19 protein-coding genes are annotated in these 21798 nt (G+C 29.4%); 17 read left to right on the top strand and 2 right to left on the bottom strand.

Translation table 11 applies throughout. The annotated features are described in order from the left end of the window. Window positions 1–152 precede the first annotated feature (152 nt). From HM987_RS09270 to HM987_RS09285, 5 genes are all read left to right on the top strand, one after another. A complete protein-coding gene (locus HM987_RS09270) occupies window positions 153–491 on the top strand; it encodes a hypothetical protein (RefSeq protein ID WP_179007398.1) in 339 nt (112 codons plus the stop codon). A 21-nt stretch (window positions 492–512) separates the two neighbouring features. Continuing rightward, window positions 513–839, top strand: a complete 327-nt coding sequence (locus HM987_RS09275) for a hypothetical protein (protein ID WP_179007401.1) — start codon at window positions 513–515, stop codon at window positions 837–839. A gap of 151 nt (window positions 840–990) precedes the next feature. Beyond that, complete coding sequence (locus HM987_RS09280; RefSeq protein ID WP_179007403.1) at window positions 991–2214, top strand: WG repeat-containing protein; 1224 nt, start codon at window positions 991–993, stop codon at window positions 2212–2214. Window positions 2215–2393: 179 nt separating this feature from the next. Continuing rightward, window positions 2394–2525, top strand: a complete 132-nt coding sequence (locus HM987_RS19680) for a hypothetical protein (protein WP_256867325.1) — start codon at window positions 2394–2396, stop codon at window positions 2523–2525. Beyond that, window positions 2522–2944, top strand: coding sequence for a hypothetical protein (locus HM987_RS09285; protein ID WP_179007406.1), 423 nt, complete (start codon window positions 2522–2524; stop codon window positions 2942–2944). Before HM987_RS19680 ends, HM987_RS09285 begins: the two co-directional genes overlap by 4 nt. A 280-nt stretch (window positions 2945–3224) precedes the next feature. Here HM987_RS09285 and HM987_RS09290 read toward each other — a convergent pair whose 3' ends face one another. Then, window positions 3225–3461, bottom strand: coding sequence for a hypothetical protein (locus HM987_RS09290; RefSeq protein WP_179007409.1), 237 nt, complete (start codon window positions 3459–3461; stop codon window positions 3225–3227). A 178-nt stretch (window positions 3462–3639) separates the two neighbouring features. Here HM987_RS09290 and HM987_RS09295 point away from each other — a divergent pair, with 178 nt between their 5' ends. The 3 genes from HM987_RS09295 (at window position 3640) to HM987_RS09305 (ending at window position 5714) form a co-directional block, all read left to right on the top strand. Further along, window positions 3640–4386 (top strand): hypothetical protein, encoded by a 747-nt coding sequence (locus tag HM987_RS09295; protein ID WP_179007381.1) that lies wholly within the window; start codon window positions 3640–3642, stop codon window positions 4384–4386. 163 nt (window positions 4387–4549) lie between these two features. Beyond that, the gene (locus tag HM987_RS09300) at window positions 4550–5041 is read left to right on the top strand and encodes a pepsin/retropepsin-like aspartic protease family protein (RefSeq protein ID WP_179007411.1); all 492 of its coding nucleotides are present in this window, start codon (window positions 4550–4552) and stop codon (window positions 5039–5041) included. Window positions 5042–5219: 178 nt separating this feature from the next. Next, window positions 5220–5714 (top strand): hypothetical protein, encoded by a 495-nt coding sequence (locus HM987_RS09305; protein WP_179007414.1) that lies wholly within the window; start codon window positions 5220–5222, stop codon window positions 5712–5714. Here HM987_RS09305 and HM987_RS09310 read toward each other — a convergent pair. Next, window positions 5711–6840 (bottom strand): IS3 family transposase gene (locus HM987_RS09310; RefSeq protein WP_179007417.1). Its coding sequence is split into 2 segments (ribosomal slippage): window positions 5711–6579 and window positions 6579–6840, totalling 1131 coding nucleotides; the frame shifts between segments, so codons are not numbered across the junction. The two genes, HM987_RS09305 and HM987_RS09310, sit on opposite strands and share 4 nt — an antisense overlap. Before the next feature lie 625 nt (window positions 6841–7465). Between HM987_RS09310 and HM987_RS09315 the strand changes: the two genes are divergently transcribed. The 9 genes from HM987_RS09315 (at window position 7466) to HM987_RS09355 (ending at window position 21798) form a co-directional block, all read left to right on the top strand. Continuing rightward, entirely contained in the window at window positions 7466–8269 is an 804-nt protein-coding gene (locus HM987_RS09315) for a hypothetical protein (protein ID WP_179007420.1), read from the top strand. A gap of 149 nt (window positions 8270–8418) precedes the next feature. Further along, on the top strand, window positions 8419–9402 hold the full coding sequence (locus tag HM987_RS09320) for a YiiX/YebB-like N1pC/P60 family cysteine hydrolase (RefSeq protein ID WP_179007423.1): 984 nt from the start codon (window positions 8419–8421) through the stop codon (window positions 9400–9402). A 948-nt stretch (window positions 9403–10350) separates the two neighbouring features. Next, on the top strand, window positions 10351–10617 hold the full coding sequence (locus tag HM987_RS09325; RefSeq protein WP_229724672.1) for a hypothetical protein: 267 nt from the start codon (window positions 10351–10353) through the stop codon (window positions 10615–10617). A 145-nt stretch (window positions 10618–10762) separates the two neighbouring features. Further along, on the top strand, window positions 10763–11908 hold the full coding sequence (locus HM987_RS09330; protein WP_179007429.1) for an SH3 domain-containing protein: 1146 nt from the start codon (window positions 10763–10765) through the stop codon (window positions 11906–11908). Window positions 11909–12264: 356 nt separating this feature from the next. After that, the gene (locus HM987_RS09335; RefSeq protein WP_179007432.1) at window positions 12265–12465 is read left to right on the top strand and encodes a helix-turn-helix transcriptional regulator; all 201 of its coding nucleotides are present in this window, start codon (window positions 12265–12267) and stop codon (window positions 12463–12465) included. Continuing rightward, the gene (locus HM987_RS09340; protein ID WP_179007435.1) at window positions 12462–14387 is read left to right on the top strand and encodes an HsdM family class I SAM-dependent methyltransferase; all 1926 of its coding nucleotides are present in this window, start codon (window positions 12462–12464) and stop codon (window positions 14385–14387) included. Before HM987_RS09335 ends, HM987_RS09340 begins: the two co-directional genes overlap by 4 nt. A gap of 1 nt (window position 14388) precedes the next feature. Next, complete coding sequence (locus tag HM987_RS09345) at window positions 14389–15441, top strand: restriction endonuclease subunit S (RefSeq protein ID WP_179007438.1); 1053 nt, start codon at window positions 14389–14391, stop codon at window positions 15439–15441. 500 nt (window positions 15442–15941) lie between these two features. Next, entirely contained in the window at window positions 15942–19592 is a 3651-nt protein-coding gene (locus HM987_RS09350) for an AAA domain-containing protein (protein ID WP_179007441.1), read from the top strand. Continuing rightward, window positions 19582–21798, top strand: coding sequence for a PIN domain-containing protein (locus HM987_RS09355; RefSeq protein WP_179007444.1), 2217 nt, complete (start codon window positions 19582–19584; stop codon window positions 21796–21798). The genes HM987_RS09350 and HM987_RS09355 overlap by 11 nt, the downstream gene beginning before the upstream one ends.

Consider the following 21798-nt stretch of genomic DNA (forward strand, 5'->3'; position numbering starts at 1 on the left):
ACAACACCGTATATAATTTATTGCTTGGTTCTCGCCTACTTACGAAAATCTTCGCGGATTTTCTATGCTGTTTTTATTTGCTAAATTAGATGCTTAAACCACGCAACAAACCATATACAAACACGTTGTGCACAAGCTAAAAACGCACTTTCATGAATAAACTTCTTTTACTTTTGATTCCTGTTTTTTTTATAAACAGTTCAAAAAAATGTGATTCTATTAAAGAAAAATACCCATTAACACCTTCTGGAATTTTTATTAAAACAGATATTTCAAAATATGACTCTGAAGAAATTTATAAACATTTCTTTGGTGATAATTATGAGAAAAATGACAACTGGATCAATGGATTTGACACAAGAGATAAAAAAAACATAAGAATAACTTTTCACGAACAAGGAATTATAATTACGAATTCTAATTTTACTCAAAAAATTCTGGTAAATGGAAATAGTGAACTAATAAAAAAGATTTATAATTACTTCAATTAACCTGATTTAATTTATTCTTATATGCATTATGACTCTGGAGATTCATTTGGATTTAGATTAATCCAAAAAGGTAAAACAACTCGTTACCGGTTTTCATTAAGTTCTGATTGGGTAACTAAAGATTTCGGAAATCCGATTGAAGCTGAACTAGAAATTCTAAACAGTGATTTATATTTTGAAACACAACTAAAGGAACATTTAGTGTATAAATTGAAAAATGAAAAAAAACCTAGAAGTTATTATTTCATTAATTCTCACTTGGCTAGTGTTGTAATGAACCACTTCTTTGGATTCAATTTCCAACAGTATATAGAAGCTGAAAATTATTATTTCACGAAGAAGCAATAAAGCCAGTGTACAACACCGTGTATAATTAATTGCTTTGGTCGTTGCTTATTTGGAATATTCCTTCGGAATTTTCTCGCGTTCGTTTTTGTTTACTAAATTAGTTGCTGAAACACGCAACTAACCATACACAAAACCGTTAGCTAACATATAAATGAACGACATTTTCAAAACCATATTTCTTTTTATTATTAGTGTTAATTGCTTTTCACAAGAACTAAAAGTATTTGAAATTGATAGTCTTTTTGGATATAAAAATGATGCAGGTATTATTATTAAACCTCAATACCAATACGCTAATGAATTTGTTGAAAACAAAGCAATCGTTTATAAAAACAATAAGGCTGGTGTAATTAATACCAATAACAAATTAATCATACCATTTGAATATAATAAAATCTACTTTTTAAATGATTCACTGATTTATGTTAAAAACAGAACAAAATACTATCACGAATATAAGTGTGGTGTTCTAAATAAAAATAATCAAGTAGTACTTCCACTAATATTCAGCGAGATTTATTTGAAAAATGAAAAATTGTTTGTAGAAAAACAAAAGGACAGCCTTATTTCAGAAACACAATTTACAGATACAAGAAATATTAAAAAAACATATGGAATTTATGATTTAAATGGCAAACCAATATTGGAACCTGTTTACGATTGGTTTAAAAAAATCGGTTCGGATACTTTACGAGTAAGTAAAGGACAATATTATGCTATGGTTAAAAGCAATGGAGAATTTCTAACTAATTTGAAATATACCGCATTTGGAGATTTTCATAATAATAGAGCTGCTGTTAGAATAGATAGTTCATATGGGTTTATCAATAAAAGTGGGTATGAAATTATAAAACCTCAATTCTACTCGGTTAGCAAATATTATAATAAAACAACTGTTTTCAGAAAACATAATGGTCAAGTAGGTTTTATGGACATTAACGGTAAAATATTATATGAATCCGTCTATGAAATTTTACGTTATCCTCATTTAGAGTGTGCAGCTGCAAGAAAAAATGAAAAATGGGGACTGATTGATTTAAAAGGAAACACTCTAGTTCCATTTACGCATAATGATTATATAAGAGAGTTTGAAGGAATAATTGCATTTAAGAAAAATAATAAATGGGCAATATTTGACCAAAAAGGCAATCAATTAACAGAATATAAGTTTGAATCCTTATTTGTATTTGGAAGCAAAGAATCACCATCTAGCTCTTTTTGGAAATTAAAGGAAAATGGATTTAAAGAATCTCTTGGATTGGTTGAAGAATCAAATAAGTATGCAGTTATTAATAGCAAAGGAGAATATATTGTTCCATTGAGTGAATCTAAAAATCAAGTTTTTGAATCATTGGAAAAACTAAAAATACGTTAGCTAACACCGTATAAAATTAATTGCTAGTGCAAGCTTACTTACGAAAATCCTTGCGGATTTTCTATTCGGTTTGTATTTGCTAAATTAGTCGCTTAATCAACGCAACTAATCTTATACAAAACCGTTGTAAAACATTTGGAATCGCCCTTTATAGAAAGCGGAATTGAAAAAATTGAGAAATGGAAAAAGAAAATAATCAACCTAAAATGAGTAGAAACGAAAAAGCGAGATTACAAGCGTTCAAAAACGTAATGGAGAGAAATAAAGAAAAATCAGAATTGAATAAAAAGGAAAAAAATAAAAAGTTATGAAAGAAAAGGAATTTGAAGAATATTTTAAAAACTCTTTAGGTTTAAAGTTTTTTAAATCTAAAGATTATAGTGTAGAGCCTCCTTTAATCTCAATTATATTTAAAGACGAAACTGAAAGTATCGAACCTTATGAATATTTGTATAATAATCTAACTAAAGACGAATTAGCTTTAGTATTTAAAATAAAGAATAATAACACAATGACTTTGTCTATAATTGATAAAGTAAATTCTAAAATATTTAGTATTGAAAATCTCAATTACTCAAAATCTGAATTAATAGATTTTAAAAAAAATGGTAAATTTGGAAAGTATTCAATGTTTGCTATAGGTTACAATAATAATGGTCAATTTACTTTGTCAGAAAAAATTAAGTCATCGCCTTTACTTGTTTCTGAATTGGTTTTTTCTGAAAATTGAATATATTCCACTTGACCTAAACTCTCATTAACCCAAATAAATCTACCTGCTAATTTTATACTCTGCAACATAATGTGTAATTAAATTAATAAAATATGAATGAAAAAGAATTAACAATAATGTATGGAAAAGAAAAAGCTGATGCTTACTTAAAATTCCATAATCTATTAAATGATATTAAAATTAAATATTCAGATTATTTGAAAGAAAATGAATTAGAATTTGAATCTATTTATGATTTCATTTTTTCTGAATATGATGTTGGTTTTTATATTACAAATCAATCAGTTTTAAACACACCTCTTAAAGCCCATTTAGATTCTGCGTTTTCGGAATCATTTTCTAAACTATTTAAAAAAGGTTGAATTAAATTACCAATAGTAGCTTGAATCATTTTCGGTTCGCCATTAACTAAATAGAATAATTGAATTTGTTTTTTTTCATCAAAGCGAACTGAAACATCATTTTGAGAAATAGTAAATGTATCTTTAAAATATTCCTTAAATTCGTCTGACATAACAATATGGAATTAAAACGTTTTACAACACCGTGTATAATTAATTGCTACACTTTGCAACACCTTAACTAATGGTTTCTATGCTTGCATTTTACCAATCCCGAATTGAATTTATTTTAAATCGCAACTAACAATACACAAATACGTTGCCAACAAGCTGAAAAAAATCCCGAACTGAATGAAAATTTCTTGGAATATTAACGAATCCGATATTCAAAAAGTAAAAATTGTTATGAAAGAAAATGACAATTTCTTCTTAAAAAATCGGAGAGAAAGAAATGTCGAAAAAAAGAACATTGAGATAAACAAGAATATCATAATCCTGAATTTAATGATGTGCCTTTTGACATCTCAACAACGTTCGGGACCAAATTCTGTCGTTGGAAAATTTTTAAGCCTAAAACCTTTTCCAATTACGTCTGAATTAATCGCTGAATCGGAAAACATAGAATTATTAATAAAACAAATTCTTCAGAAAAACGGACTAACAAGATATATAAATAAAATTTCCGCTTTTTTCGCAGAGAACATTAAGAAAATTGAACTTGACAATTGGAATATAATATCAAAATTAGAATACTTGAATAATAATCAATCCAAAGAAACTGAAAGAGAATTAGCGGATTTTTTAAATGATTGGCTTAAAGGTTTTGGACCAAAACAATCAAGGAATTTCCTTCAAGCTTTAGGATTGACTAAATATGAACTTCCGATTGATTCGAGAATTGCAAGTTGGCTAAATGATTTTGGATTTCCTGTGAGTTTGACTTCATCACCTTTGAGCGATAAAGGATATTATCATTTTGTGTCGGACGGAATTCAAGAATTGTGTTTAAAAGCAAACATTTATCCTTGTGAATTAGATGCAGTAATATTTTCGAGTTTTGACAATGATGAATGGACTGAAAAAAATATAATGCTCTGAATAAAAAGCCAGTTGGCAACACCGTATATAATTTATTGCTAGTTCTAGCCTACTTACGAAAATCCTCGCGGATTTTCTATTCGGTTTGTATTTGCTAAATTAGGTGCTTAAAACACGCAACAAACCATATACATCAACGTTGTAAGCAATGTAAGCAACACGTATGACAACTGAAATAAGAGAAGAATTTGAAAATATATATTATGATAATAATTGTATATTGAACTCAAATGATTACCAATTCAACAGAATTCAATTTATAAAAAGAAAAAATATGTTTTCAGAGGATTTTAATAATGAAGATAAAATAACCTTTGAAGTATGTGTGATAAATCCTGAAAATAATCAATGCAATTATTTTACGGCTTTATTGGATACAGGTTCTACTTTCACAGGAATTAGTCCTAAAGTAAAGGAAATTCTAAACCTAAAACCATCAAAAGGGACTTACAACTATACGGATGTCGAAGGAAATATTAAAGAGACATCAATTTGCAATATATACTTAAACATTATAAAGGTTAATTATATGTTTAAAATAGAAAGTGCTGTAACACCCACGATATATGACTTTTGCGATGTTATAATAGGAATGGACGTAATTAAACAATGTAATTTAAAATTAGAAAAAGGGCAATTTACATTGGGCTATTAAAAACACTGCTTACAACAACGTATATAAAACATTGCTTTTTCCTCGCACACTTGGAAAAACAATTTATAAAAACAAAAACAGCATTAATTTGCAAACAACAATTTTTAACCCACGCAACGTTCCATATACAAACACGTTGCCAGTAATTTGAGAACAGCCAAAACCAAACGACAAACCAATGGAATTTTTTGAAAGTCATTTTAAATCTAACGAAGAACTTATTGGAATGTTGAGTGATGTCGAAAATGAAAATATTGAAAAAAACAAAGAGAATTATTCAATAGTAATAGAATCGTTTAATGATGTTATTTTTAAATTCACTTCTTTGAGTTTAGCACTTTTAGAAAAAGGAAATTTTAAAACAAAAAAACTCTTTTACACAAATGGTTATTTAACTTCAATATCAAATAATTTCCTATCAATTAAGAGCACTTTTTTAAGTGGTTTCCACTTTCAATTACAGAACATTATTAGAAGTCAATTTGAACAATTAAATATTCTTATTTCATTCCTTTATGACAATGATTTTTTTGAAAGATTCACGAAAAAAATAGAGAATAAAGAGGCGATATTTACACCTAAACTAAAAAACTCTGAAAGAATAATTAAGAAGATATTTAGTTCAGAAATCAATATTTCAAATTGTAAGCTTCCCCAGATTAGAACTGCTTAATTTTCTAAAACTTCCATAAAGTTATTGTTTTTAATTCTACTTTGGCTAGCCAAAGTAGAATTAAGTTTCGCATATTTTATTGGTGGTACCTTTCCCAGAGCATCATGTGGTCTTTTATTGTTGTAATCGTCCATCCAAATCTGGGTTTGTTCCCTCACTTGGTCAATATGCTCAAATATATATTTATTCAATACACCTCTTCTATATGAGCCGTTGAACCGTTCTATAAAGGCATTTTGAGTGGGTTTCCCCGGTTGAATGTATTTAAAGTCTATCTCGTGCATCTGGCTCCATTCAAAGGCTATCTTTGCTATAAACTCTGGTCCGTTGTCCATACGTATCTTTTGGGGCTTACCCTTTTTATTGATTAGGTGATTAAGCACCCAAACTACCCGATTACTGGTCAGTGAAAAATCTATCTCTATATGAAGGGCCTCTCTATTGAAATCATCAATGATATTAAAGGCTCGAAAACGCCTCTTGTTTTCCAATACATCAGTTACAAAATCCATGCTCCAGGTATGGTTGAGTTCATTTGGCACTTCTAAAGGTTCTTTAACACGTGCAGGCAAACGTTTCTTTGCTTTTCTCCTCAAAGGAAGCCCCAACGAAACATAAACCCTGTGCACGCGTTTATGGTTCCATGGCTTGCCTTCTTCCCGTAATCGGTCATAAGCCTTCCAAAAACCTTCTTCAGAGTGTTCTTTAGCTTTTTGCTGTAAAGCTTGTTCTATCTCGGAATCATCCTTGCCCAATGGGGTGTAATAATACACGCTCTTACTCATATTCAGGACACGGCACGCCCTACTGATACCGTAATGAATAAGTTCCTTGGTGATACTCCTTTTACGGCAGGGCTTTAAAGCTTTTTTTCTATGATCTCTTTGGCCATTTGATGGTCAAGCGCTAAAGTAGCATACATCTGTTTGAGCTTACGGTTTTCTTCCTCGAGCTCTTTTAGCCGTTTAAGCTCTTTTGAGTTCATTCCGGCATATTTGGAACGCCATTTGTAAAAACTGGCCGAACTCACCCCGTGTTCCCTGCTTATCTGATCAACGCTCTTGCCGTTGTCAAACTCCTTTAAAATCTTTGCGATCTGCTGTGGACTAAATTTACTTTTTCTCATAATACTGTTCAAATTTAAGATTATTATTCTACTTTTAAACAGTTCGGTTATAAGGGAAGCTTACAACTCAAAAGCATTACGGAGTAAACTCAACTTGACTAAATAACCAAGATAATTTAGATTTAAATAATTAATGAAAGTAAAACAACTTACAACTCACTCTACTCTGCTTGAATTAAAACAACTAAGATAATTTAAGATTAAAAAAGACTAATATAGAAACCAAATATCAACTCACTCTACTCTATTTGATAATTAAAACAACTAAGATAAATTGAGATTCAAAAGATTGATAAAGGAAACCAAGATTCAAAAGCAAACGTTTATCGTTACGGCTGAACTACACGCAGGAAAACCAATTTGTACTAATCTGGATTCGCTAAACGGAGTAATACGCTTAAACTCTTGCGAGAATTTGAGTTCCAAAATGAATCTAAAGAAAAATATAAAAATTTGAACTCTGCCTAAATAAAAAAAAAGCCAGTAGTTAACAACGTGTATAATTAATTGCTTTTTTTAGATTACGTGCGAAAATTCCGCTGGAATTTTCTCGGGTTCGGTCAATTTTTGCTAAATTAGTTGCCAAACCACGCAACTAAACATACACAAGACCGTTGCCAACAATATGAAAAACAGCCTGCTAATAATAACTCTTTTATTATTTCAATTTGGAAAAAGTCAAGAAATAGACTTGTCCGATTGGGAAATGGATAGTATACCAACTAGCTTTAAAGAATTGAATGAAGCCAGTAACTCAAAGTATCGTTGGAGTTTCAATAACTTAAATGATACAATTACAATTGTAGAAAATAAATACACTAGAGTTAATGGAGACGAATTGCCTTTCTCAATTGATAGTGTAAAGAACATAAGCGGAACAAAATATATTAAAACTGTATTTAATGGTTATTTGATTGGATATAATCACGGCGAATTTGGAGGTGGTTTAAAATTTATTTCAACCTATAACGATTATAATTATACATTGGAACTAATCGACAAAAATGATGAATGGAAATATCCTTACATCCCAAAGAATGTATGCGACATTTTTGAATTTAATGACAAAATCTATGCAACTAGAGGTTTGGCACATATGATAGACGGAAATGGAGGTCTTTATGAAATTATCTTTAAAGATGGTAAATGGAATTATAAATTCGAATCAAAACTGCCAGGAACACCAGATATTACTTTTGTGCATAATAATTCATTATATATAATTACTACACAACATATTTTAAGGTTTGATGAAAACGAAAAAATGACTACACTTTTAAAATCACCAATTTATTGGGGCTATTTATATCCAACAAATTCGTTTATAAAGAAAAATGACATTTATTTAGCAATGAGAAAAGGAATTTTAATAATCAGAGATTTTGAGTCTGAACCGAAATACGAATGGCATACTAAAAAAATACTGTAGGCAACACCGTGTATAATTAATTGCTGTTTTCTTCTCTACTTGCGAATATTCCTGCGGAATATTCACAGGTTCGTAAAAGTTTACTAATTTAGTTGCTAAACCACGCAACTAACCATACACAAACACGTTGCCAGTAATTTGACCAACCTATGTACATTATTAATTTCAGCAAATTACGAGTTGGAGATATTCTTCTAACTCGCAAACACGACAGAGAGTGTAAATTGATTAGAAAATTGACCAATTCTGATTATTCTCACGCAATTCTTTACGTTGGTGTCGGAAGTGGAATAGAATCGAATGGTCTTGGTGTTCAATCTATAAATACTACACGAACGATATACAAATTCCCAAATGATGTACAAATATTAAGATACAACAAATCAAATTTTGAGCACATTATGGAAGATGTGATAAATTTTGCAAGACAAAAAATTGGAACTGAATATTCAACAAAAGAAGCAAGATTAGCGAAGTTAGAAGAGAATATTGAGGCAAAAGAAACAAACAGACAATTTTGCACGCGTTTTGTGGCTCAATCATATAAAAACGCTGGAATTATAGTTGTTCCAAATCCAGACTATTGTTCACCAAAAGAATTGATGGAATCTGATTACTTTGATTTAATAGATAGCTGTTTAGAAAAAGGAACTAAAGAACAAATTGATTATGCAAATGAAAAGGACAATCCTATTAGTCAACAGACTGATATAACTAATGAAATCTTTGAGTTTGCGAGAAGTATTTCCAATACAGATATTCAAACTTTTGAACAACTTTCTAAATATGTTTTAGAAAATAGAACAAAAGAACCTGAAATAACTGAGTTTATTCGCAGTTCTGGATACTTAACGATGTGGAAAAAAGACATTGAGAGGAATCCTTGGTATTATGACTATCAAAAGGCTTTAGAACATTATAAAAGTTCAGAGGAAAGAAAAGGAAATGGAAAGTTTTTTTCAGACACAGAAGAATATACGAGGCATCGATTTTTAGTTTCGTTAGATGCAATGAAATATGGATATAGCTTTTTTAAACAAGATTTTTTTAAAGACCAAATTGAACTTTGCGAAAAGCTAATAGAATTAAGTAATCAAAGAGAATCCGTAGGAAACAAACTTCTGAGCGAATAAAAACTACTGGCAACAACGTATATAGCTCATAGCTAATCAGTTGCTTAATCGAATTTAAGGCATATTTGGAAAGTCGCCAAATTTTTAAATTTGGCTTATTGACAAAGAGAAAATAATAAGAAAAATTTAAAAATTCGGCTTGTGCTTCATTCGAAAATAATTTTATAATTCACACGCTACGAGCCATATACAAGACCGTTAGCTTTAATGCTGGAGCAAGTTTGCGGAATTGAAAAAAGACTAGTTTATTTTTCGAATTTTTTTTGAGTTTTAATGATAAAAAATCGAAAAACTATGTTGCCGAATTTTGAAAAATACGCTGAATTCTCACTCAAACTCTGAATTAAATTGCGTTTGACTTTTTAGCTCGTTTGCAGAATCGAAATCTGAATTAAAAACTCGGAATCTCACTCAAACGGAATTTAGCAAGTTGCGGAATTGCTCACTCAATCGGAATTGAAAATATTGTGGAAATTTAGCAAGTTTGCGGAATTAAAAACTGACCGAAAAAAGAAAATCGGAAAGAAATATTAAGCGGACAAAAAAGCACTAAAAGCTAACAACGTATATAAAAAATTGCTATTTTGTGCTAAATCAAAAGGTCGTTGCACGTTTGCTACATCTGATTTTCCTTCGGAAAATCCTCGCAAGCAAACACGCAACTTTCCATATACAAAACCGTTGTAGTGCATTTGAAAAAACCGATGAATCAAGAAAAAAAAGTTTGTGTCGAATGTGAATCTGACTATTTTAAAAATAGCTCGGAAATGACTGAATTATGTCCGAATTGTGCTCACGAATTATATGGATATCCAAATTGCGAACATAGATTTGATAATGGAAATTGCATAAAATGCGGTTGGAATGGAAAAACATCTGAATATCTAAAAAACCGACATAGATAAGATGGAAATTAAATATTGTTGGAGATGCAAAATGGACGTTCCTATGCTGGATAAAGAAGAGCACGAAATTGCTTCTAAACTTTATGCAAAAGGTTTTAGAGTATTAACAAAAGACAGACAAGAACGTTTTAAAGAGTTGTTAGATTATTATAATGACTTAACTGGATTTGGCGAAACTGAACCGAATGCAATTATGCATCACGCAATTGGAATGTATGGTCCTGATTGCGATAATTGTGGAAAACCATATAGAACACCAAGAGCTAAATTATGTGCAGCTTGCGGGAACAAAAGAGAAATAACTGAATAAAAACGCACTACAACACCGGCTATAGTTCATTGCGGCGGAATTTCCTCGCGGAAATTCCAGCGTGTTTGCTAACTTTGGTTTACGGCGGAATAGTTCTGCCGAACCATTCCGCAACGAAACCATAGCCCAAACCGTTGGCAACAATATGAGGAAAACCATTTTACATATCATAATTCTACTTCTCTTATATAGTTGTAAGGACAAAAAAAAAGAGATTGAGCAAATCCAAATTTCTAAACAAAAGGACACTTTAGTAATTGATGAAAATATAGATTCCGTCAAGCAAACAATTCAAACTAAATCAAAAACAAGACAAACACCTAGGGAAATTGGTGTTGTCTATGTAACAGCAGAAAATGGACTTACATATCGTGAAAAGCCAGATATTAATTCTGAAAAACTTGGAAAATTTGAACTTGGTTCAAAATTATCTCTAGTTGAAAAAACTGGAATACAATTAGAAGTTAAAGATAATCAGAAAACTATTAAGGGAGAATGGATTAAAGTAATTTCAAAAAGGTATAAATGGCATATTGGCTATGTTTTTGATGGATTTGTAATTGATTCTACAAATGCTGATTTTTCGAAATTGATAATTGATTATAGCTTTGTTAACAGCACTTTAAAACAGCCAAAAATTGAATATCAAAAAGTTGACTTTGAGTTTGCTAAAACTAATCTTTCAGAATTTAATAAATATCAAATATCTAAATCTGAAAACTCAGATAAATCTATCGAAATAAAACCTTTAGTCTCTGTTGGAAATCAACAAGATGGAGGTTATTTTATCCTCAAAACCAATAAAAATATTTTTAAGTTTCCTTGTGGCAAAAATTACTCGAGACCTTGTTATATATATCAAGGTTTTAATCAATATCTAAATGCTTATTCTATTGGAAGAGTTGGCGATGGAATTTTCGAAACATTTTATCTTGATAAAGATAATAGCTCAATATTCAAAATAAATAGCGAGTATGATGATGGTAATTTTGATATGTTTATATCACCTTTAAAAGAGAAATTAATTGTTGTGTCATCTACTAATTATGAGGATTACAAAAAATATTACAGCTCTCGTTCAAGTTTAGTAATTTACGATATTAAAAAAATAAAAACTTTTACTGATATAAAAAAAGCTTATGGATATTCTTCAGAAGATTGGGAGATATCGAATATAAATTGGATTAATGAAAATTCATTTATTCTAGAAGTATATGACAAAACTAAAAAAGACAACAACGGAATGGATGTTCCTGTTGATTTAAACTATTTGAAAGTAACGCTGAAATAAATACTGTTGCCAACACCGTATATAATTTATTGCTAGTTCTAGCCTACTTACGAAAATCCTCGCGGATTTTCTTGGTCGGTAAATATTTACTAAATTAGTTGCTTAAAACACGCAACAAACCATATACAACAACGTTGTAAGTAATGCGGAAATCGTGCTAAACATCAACATTTGAACTAAAAAAGCCAACGCGCAAACAGCACATTCATTTTTTTGCCAACGCGAAAAGCCAACGCGAAAAAAAATAAAAGAGCTGTTTCTTGCCCACGCTCACACACGATAATACGAGGAACATTTACACCATAATTCAGGGAACTTTTACTATATTACAGCCGAATTAAAAAATTTAGGTTTAAATGAACCGAATTAAAGAAGTCCTAAAAGAAAAAGGAATTACACAAACTTGGCTTGCCAAACAAATGGACAAGAGCTATAATACCGTAAATGAATACGCTCGAAATAAAAGACAACCGAGTTTGGAAGATTTATACGAAATAGCAGAAATCCTTAATGTTTCAGCAAAGGATTTACTAATCGACAAAAACGAATTAAAGTGAGCAAAAAAGAAAAAGACCTTGATATATTTATTAGCAGACTTTTAGATAATGCTAAAATTAAATATAGTGCTGACGGAAGTAGCATTAAAGAAATTAATGATGCTTTAAAAACAGCTTCCAAAAAAGGAACAGGACGTGTTGGATTTCCAGAATTTGTTGGTATTTCAAATGATTTTATAATCGTAATTGAAGATAAAGCAGAATTAGAAAAACAAGCTAACTATGTTAACGAGGAACAAGCAGAATATAAAGTAGACACTAAATCTCTTAAAGATTACGCAGAAAATGGAGCATTGCATTACGGAAAGCACATAATAGAAAACACAAATTTCAAGAAGGTATTTGCATTTGGTTGTTCTGGAGACGAAAAACACCATATAATTAGACCAATTTATATTGACTCAAGCGGTTACAAACTTTTACAACCAGTTGATAATTTTGAGAATTTTTCAGCTAAAAACATTGAGAAATATTATAAAGAACAAGTATTAGGCGAAACACCACCTGAAATTTTAGAAACAGAAGAAATAATAAAGAAAGCTGGAGAATTACACGAAATGCTTCGTAATTATGGACAGCTTCGTGATACAGAAAAGCCTTTAGTTGTTTCTGCTATTCTTTTAGCATTAAGTGAGAAAACTTTTAAAATAGAACATTTAGAAGGCGATACAGTAAAAACTGATGGAGACATAATCTTTGACGCTTTAATTTCTCATATGAAACGTGTTCAAGTCCAGCCAGAAGTTAAAAAACAACAATTACTTAACCAGTTCATCATAATAAAAGATAGAACTATTTTAAACAAAAAAGACGAACGTTTAAAAGAAGAAACTTCTAAAGAAACATATTTAGAAAAATCACCATTAAGATATTTTACAGAATATATCCAAAAAAATATAATTAGTTCAATAAAAGCAAATACAGCTGAAGATATACTCGGAAAATTTTACGGAGAATTTATTAGTTATGGTGGTGGAGACGGACAAACTTTAGGAGTTGTTTTAACACCTAAACATATTACTGAACTTTTTTGCGAATTAGTAGACTTAAAACCTTCTGACAATGTTTTTGACCCTTGTTGCGGAACTGGTGGATTTTTAATTTCTGCAATGCACAAAATGTTAGAACAAGCAAAACCAGAAGAAATTGAAACTATAAAAAAACATAGACTTCACGGAATTGAAATTAGAGAAGATATGTTTGCTATTGCATCTACAAATATGATTTTGCGTGGAGATGGAAAAAGTAATTTGCTTAAAGATGATTTTTTAAGAATGCCAATCAGCAAATTAAGAGAGAAAAATTATACTGTTGGTTTTATAAATCCACCTTATTCACAAGCAAAAGGAAAAGATACTTCTCATTTATCTGAAATCCATTTTACAGAACATTTATTAGATGGTTTGGCAGATAATGCAAGATGTGTATTAATCGTACCTCAATCTACAATGGTTGGTAAAACCAAAGAAGACAAACAAGTTAAAAAACGAATATTAGAAAAACACACTTTAGAAGGCGTAATTACTTTAAATAAAGAAACGTTTTATGGTGTTGGCACAAATCCTTGTCTTGCCATATTTACAGCCCACAAACCACATTCTACTAATAAATTTTGCAAATTTATAAATTACGAAGACGATGGTTTTATTGTTAGAAAGCATCTTGGCTTGGTAGAATCTGAAAGAGCAAAAGAACGAAAGGCTCATTTGCTAAATTGTTGGTTACACGATTCGCCTGCTGAATCTAAATTTATGGTAAAAACAACCATTGAGCCAGTAGATGAATGGCTACATTCTTTCTATTATTTCAATGATGAAATACCTAAAGAAGAAGATTTCGAAAATACTATGTCTGACTACCTAACTTTTGAATTTAATATGATAGCCCAAGGAAAAAGCTATTTATTTGATAAAACTAAATAATATGGATTTAGATTTTAAAAATAAAGAGTGGAAAGAATTTACTTTTGACGATTTCTTTGAAATTGATTCTACTTCGAGTGGAATTGATAAAAATAAATTGATTAAAAAAACAGGTGTTTTTCCATATATAACAAGGTCTGATAAAAATAATGGATTTGATACGTTTGTGTCAAAACAAATTGACAAATATAAAACTGATGATTCAAATGTGATTACTATTGGCCTTGATACACAAACCGTTTTTTATCAGTCAACCAAATTCTATACAGGTCAAAACATACAAGTTCTAAAAAACAAACATTTAAACAGAGAAATTGCACAGTTCCTTATTCCTCTTATTAAAACACAGATGGAAAAGTTTAATTGGGGCGGAAATGGAGCTACTTTAACAAGGTTAAAAAGAAGTAAACTACTTATTCCTTTAAATAATAAAAAAGAGCCTGACTTCGCTTTTATGGAGTTCTATATTAAGAATAAAGAAGAAATTAAGTTAAAAACTTATTACGAACATATATCTAAAAGAATTAAAGAACTTAAAAAGTATAAAAGTGTAGAGCCTTTAAACAAAAAAGAATGGAAAGAATTTTTTATTGAAGATGTAACTGAAATTTTATCAGGTAGAGATATTTACGCAACAGAAAGAATTAAAGGAAATACACCATATATATCTGCTACTGCAAACAACAATGGAATTGGTGCTTTTGTTGGGAATGAAAACCCAACACTCGAATCGGACTGTTTGTCTGTTAACAGAAATGGTTCTGTAGGTTATTCTTTTTATCACTCATATCCAGCTCTGTTTTCTAACGACTGTAGAAAGTTAAGATTAAAGAATTCAAGTAAACATATAGGTATTTTTATATCACAACAAATTACAAGACAAAGAGGAAAATATGGATATGGTTACAAAATGGGAACAGCTCGTCTAAAACGTCAAAAAATAATGTTGCCTATAAATGACTTGAATGAACCTGACTATGTTTTTATGGAAAACTATATGAAACGATTGGAATATAAAAAACTGACTGATTATTTGAAAAAGAAAATGAACTGAAAAGCCAACGCTCAAAGCCATACACATTCGCAATTCGCTACAGCCAACGCTACGCCAAAAATCGCAAAAGAGTATGTCTTGCCAACGCTCACATTTGAACTAAATAACAAACATCGGAAAACCAAGCAGAACGTGAAAAGCACTACTTACAACAACGTGTATAAAACATAGCTATTATAGGCTTTCCGAGAGGTTTTTGTATATTTACAAAGTACGCCAAATTTTTTATTTGGTTATATTTAGAAAAGAAAATTAAACATAAAAATAAAAAATTCGGCTCGTGTTAAATCCGAAAAGTTAGCGTTTATTTATACGCTACGTTTCATACACAAGACCGTTGTAAGTAATGCGGAAATCGTAATAAAATTAAACATTTGAACTAAAAAAGCCAACGCACAAACAGCACATTCATTTTTTTGCCAACGCGAAATGCCAACGCTGAAAAAAATAAAAGAGCTGTTTTTAGCCAACGCTCAACAGAACTGATAAAAAGAGAATGAATGGCATACCATAATAATGAAGATATTTTCGATGACGAACCAATAGAACTAATAATAAGATTCGAAAATAAAGCAGTAAGTACTCTTGACAAACAAAATAAAGGAAGCTTTGAAGAATTAAAAAGATGGATTGAAAACAAATCAATAAAATGCTTCTTTCAAAAGAAAAATGAAGACGAGCATAAAGTAACTTTTCAAATTGAAAACAAGCAAATAGAATTAGTTTTAAAATGGCAAGAGCAAACTTTCGACTATAAAACAATAATAAATCAAAAATCGAAAAATGTAATATCTGAAATTCAACAACTCAATTCAGATGAATATAGTGTTACTGAAAATTGTAAAGTAAAACTTATTGACTTCAAAAAACCTTATCGCTCTCAAAGAGAATTAGAAGATTTATATAACAAAATATGCAAACTTGAAATTTCGCCAAAATCAGAAATTGAAAATCAGCAAGAAATTTGGGATAAATGGATTGAAGCACAAAAACTCATTCTTAATAAAAATTCTCAACCATTAGAAATAGTCAAATACGACCAACCGATAAATATTCACGAATCACTCTATCAATTTCGAGTTAAGTTAAAGCAAGAAGAAAATCTAGAATTTAAGAATATTGAAAAGATTATTTCAGAAGAACCTTTCAATTTAAACGAAAGAATAAATCCTGATGGAAGTCTGCTTTTGAGGTTTAAAGATATTAACGATGTATTAGATAGAGTTATACAAAAAGACTTTACAACCATACTCGAAAGGAATAAACAAATTGCTTGTGTTCTTAAAATCACACCTTTTTCCATATCAAATAAAATTAGTAAAACATTTAACAATCGTTTTATAGTTTCAAATAATAGCGATACAATTAATGTTTACATAAATAATTTATCTCAAAAACAGGAAGTTGTAGATAAAATGTTTTTAGAGCAATTTTACTTCAAGACTTACGGAGCAGAATTCGAAATTGATTGGCATTGCAATATAAAATTAGATAAGAACTTAAATATTAGCGACCATTTATTGAGACGATTAAGGCACAATGTTTTCTCAAGAAAACATAATGAATTTGATAGTCTAAAAAAAATGTACCAAGAATTAATCACCATTTTTGGAAAAGATAAAGTTAAGTCAAAAGTGCATTTACACTTCGACCAATCTAGAGTTAACGAACCAATAAGGTTTGAAAACTCATCATTTAAAAACACTTTTTGGACTGAAATAAAACGAGAATTTTATTCATTCGATTTTGACACAAATGTTAGTGAATCACAACAAACTGTTGCTTTTGAATTTGTTGATTATTCAGATTTAAAATCAAAATACGAGAAAATAAAATCTTTAAATAGATTTAATATTATGCTCTCGCCATTAAATGACGATTTTAAATTCAAAGTAAAAATTGACATCATAGCTAAAAAATCTAAAAAAGAAGAGTTTTTGGATAAAACAAGACAGATAGCTGGTTCAGAATTCTACATTGATAGAGGTGATAAATTTGAATACAAAAAAAGACAGGTTGTAATTGGAAATCTAAATGGTAGAAATTCCGACTATAATTATTACGTTTTCAACTTACCTTATAAATGGTCAGATGATAAACGTCAAACAGATAAATTTTTCAAGTTCATTGAAGAAGAACCTAAAATTAAATTTGTAACACCAAATTTAAGAGGAGACCAAGCAAAAATATCTTGGCTAAATGAAGCAATGAATAAAATTACTAATCCAAAAGAAGGATTAGACCTAAAACCTGTAAACGAAAAAATCAAAGATTTCATTTTTGATAGTTCAAAAGCAGAGGAAATATATAAAAACCTCTCAAAAGATGAGGAAGAATGGAATGAATTAAAAAGACACGAATTACTAATCTTAAACGATTCTCAAAGAAAAGCTGTTCTATCTGCTTTAAATTGTACAGATTTAGCATTACTTCAAGGTCCACCAGGAACTGGTAAAACAACTGTTATCGCAGAAATGATTTGGCAAATGGTAAGAGTTAACCAAGAACAAAAAATTCTTTTAACTTCTGAAACAAATCTTGCTGTAGATAACGCATTAGAAAAATTACTAAATAAAAATCATACACTAGTAAAACCAATACGTTTTGGAAGAGCTAGTAAGTTTGAGGAAGAAGGAAAAAAGTATGCGTTTGAACGCATAATGAAATGGGTTGACGAAAAATTTGAAACTGATGATAATTATGAAAATGAAGTTTTAGAGGAAGATGATGTTGAAATAGTTGAAGAAGATTTTTACAATAATTCTGTACAATTATGGATGCGAAGAATTGCGAACAATTCTCAACAATCTAATCCAAAATATAGTGACATTATGAAAGATTGGGCTTTTGAAATGGCTCAACCTGATAAAGAAATGAAAACCTTATTTAAAGATAAATACTTTAAATATGCAAATGTTGTTGGTAGCACTAGTAGTTCAGCAGGAAGTCCAAATTTCGGTGCTGATTATCAACGAATTTTCAACGATTATGAAGGCGAATTAGAAATTGGTCAATTATATAAACGAGCTAAAAATCTAAGTAAAAAACATATAGGTTTTAACGGTTGGTATAAAGGAACAAATTTATTAGAGGTAATTAAACCTATTGAATTTGATACAGTAATAACTGATGAGGCAAGTAAAGCGACACCACCTGAATTATTATTGCCAATGTGTTTTGGACGCAAAAACATTATAATTGGCGACCATAGACAATTACCACCAATGCTTCACGATAAAACCTTTAAAGAAACATTAGAATCACTTGAAACAACAGAATCAAAAGAATTGGCATCTGAAATTGATAAGGACTTTGTAGAAACTTCTCAGTTTGAAAGATTAATAATGCACCCTAAAGTTTCAACAACCATTAAATCTACATTTAATGAACAATATAGAATGCATCCAAAAATAAACAATGTAATTAAACAATTCTACTTGGATGAAGGTGGTTTAGAACCGGGAAAACCGATAAAGGAAAATGCAAATGACACCAATCTAAATAATCCATTTTCTAGACATCACGGATTTTTACTCAATAAGTTTATAAATCCAGACATCCATACTATTTGGGTTAATGTGGATGAACCAGAAGAATTAAGCGGAACATCAAGAATAAATAATTATGAAATTGAAGCTGTTGAGCTCATCATAAAACTACTAAAAAAATCAAATGGATTTGAAGAGTATATGAAACATTGGCAAAACAATAACGACCAAAATAAAGTTCAAGAAGAACAAGAAATTGGTTTAATTAGTTTTTACGGACACCAAGTGTCAAGACTGAAAGAAGTTGCCTTAAAGGCAAGAAACAAATATAATATACCAGTTCGTTTAAATACTGTCGATAAATTTCAAGGTATGGAAAGAAACATCATTATTGTTTCAACAGTAAGGAGTGATAAAAAGATAGAAAACGGAATAACGAAAACGAATAAAGATATTGGTTTTGCTAAATCACCTAAACGATTGAATGTAGCACTATCAAGAGCCAAACGATTATTAATAGTTGTTGGTAATAAAAATATGTTTTACAGATTTAAAGATAAAAATGGAAACCAAATTTATAAAAATGTAATTGACACTATAAACGATGAAGGGATTGTTGTTGATTTCAAAAACTTAAAAAAAGAATTTGGTGATGATGAATAATTTAGACTACAACATATTTAAAGCTATTGAACAAGATAAAAAACTAACTGAAATATATCTTGGTTATCAACCTTTTGAATGGTTCTTTACAAAAGCAAAGTATTCTGCAACTTGTACAGAAGCAGTTGAATTCACCCTTTTTGATAAAACAATATGTGGTTTATTAAATATTGAAGAAGCACTAAGTTTTGAACAGATTGGTGAAGTTTTAGGATTTAATGTAGAAGATAATCCTTTAAAGAATAAATACAAAGACCTAGCAGAGAGTGAAATATTAAGAGAAGCACTTCAAAGTTTAGAAGAATTTGATATGATAACTACTGGAGACACTTCTTATTCTTATTGCCAGTTAACTGATATAGGTAAGGAATACTTTCAAAAAGGGAAAAAGTTTAAAGTTCATACAAATAAGCGGTTTGAGTTATATTTTGACAACACAAATAATGACCATTCAATAGCAAAGGAAAATTTTGAGTTTTTAAAAAGTGTTAATACTGAAGAGAATTCAATTAATTCTAGGATTAATTATGAAGATGAACAACTATTAAAATCATTTTCAGAAAATCAAATCCCTGAAATTTATAATGTTGAAAAAATGAATTCTTTTAAGGATTCTGTTCTAATCGAAAAAGAACATAAATCTGCTACTTTATATGCAGTCTTTTTGGTTGATGCAATTTCTGGAAAATATAGAACTCTTGTTTATGAAGAATATTCAAAATCAATTAATGAATATTTTTCTTCATATTTAAATGAAAATAGAATAAATGCAGACAATTTATTTTTTCAAATTCTACAAAAATATAGCTTTTATCAAAACCCAACTTCTGATGATTATTCATATCGTGAAGAACTAATTAAGTCTCAAAAAGAAATTGAAAGGATAATAGCTGAGAATAAAAATATTTCTGAAAAAATCGCAAAAAACATCAATCAACTAGAATTTATTGAACCATTTATGTTTATTGATAAATTAGATACAATTATCAAAAATTCAGAAAATGAAGTTTGGTTAATGTTTAATAAAGTTTCAGGTTTACTAATTGAAACATTATCTAAAATTATTATCGACATAAAAGATAAATATCTTTTCATTTATCTTCCTGTTAGTGTTGATTTAGAAACTGAATTAGAAGAGTTTAAAAGTAAAGTTTCAGAAACTTTAAATTCATATTTAATAATTGGCAACATAGATGAATTTAACGTAATAACTGAAAACTCAAACAATACATCTATATATAAAAAAGAAATTTTTCCTTTAGAAATAAATAAAAAATCAATCAAATATCAATTCGTTAAAAAGTATTCAAATGTAGATATTAAAGAACATATTGACGTTTTTAGACGAGATTTTGCTGATGAGTATGTGGAAAGTATTAGTAATGAAATAGACTCTCTAATTGCCGAAAAAATAAATAGTGATGATTTATCTAATTATAGCATAGAAGAAATTGAGGATATTGATTTTAAAATAATCCCTTTTAATAAAGTAACTGAACACGATTTAATTTTAAGTGAAATTAAAGAAAATAAGATAGCATTACTAAATGCTGTAAAAAATGCAAAAAACGAGAAAATAGAATCCTTCATTACGTCAATGTTAGAAGAACTGAAAAGTTTAGAGTTATCTGAAGAAAGAAAATTTAAAACTTTACAATCAAAAATAAATAAAGAGAAAGAAAAATTTAAAGAGATAGAATCTGGTTTATTTTTAGAATTGGAAAAGAAGTTTTTACTTAAAGAGAAAGAGTTTGAACTAATAAAAAAGAGGAAATCAATAATTATTGACACAAATATTCTAATAGAAGAACCTAAAATAATTGATATAATTGGTTCGCTTCAAAATATTATTTTTTCTGCTAAAGTCATTGATGAACTAGATGGTTTAAAAAATAGAAGTGAAACTAAAGAAAAGGCACAAGAAGCAATTAGAGAAATCCGCAAACATCAAAAAAATAGAAATATAAGCTTCAATACAAGTAAAGTTGATAACTTACCTGATGATTTAAATAAAAAATCACCTGATAATATGATTTTATCTGTTGCATTGCAATACCAAAAAAGAAACCCTATTCTTTTAACTAATGATAAAGGTTTGCAGATTAAAGCTGAAATGCTAGAGATTCCAGCTAAAACAATTACTGAATTAACATCTTTACTTTCTCTTAGCAAAAGAAATAGAACCAACAATAGAAAAAAACGATAA

This window comes from Winogradskyella forsetii (assembly GCF_013394595.1).
Lineage (GTDB): Bacteria > Bacteroidota > Bacteroidia > Flavobacteriales > Flavobacteriaceae > Winogradskyella > Winogradskyella forsetii.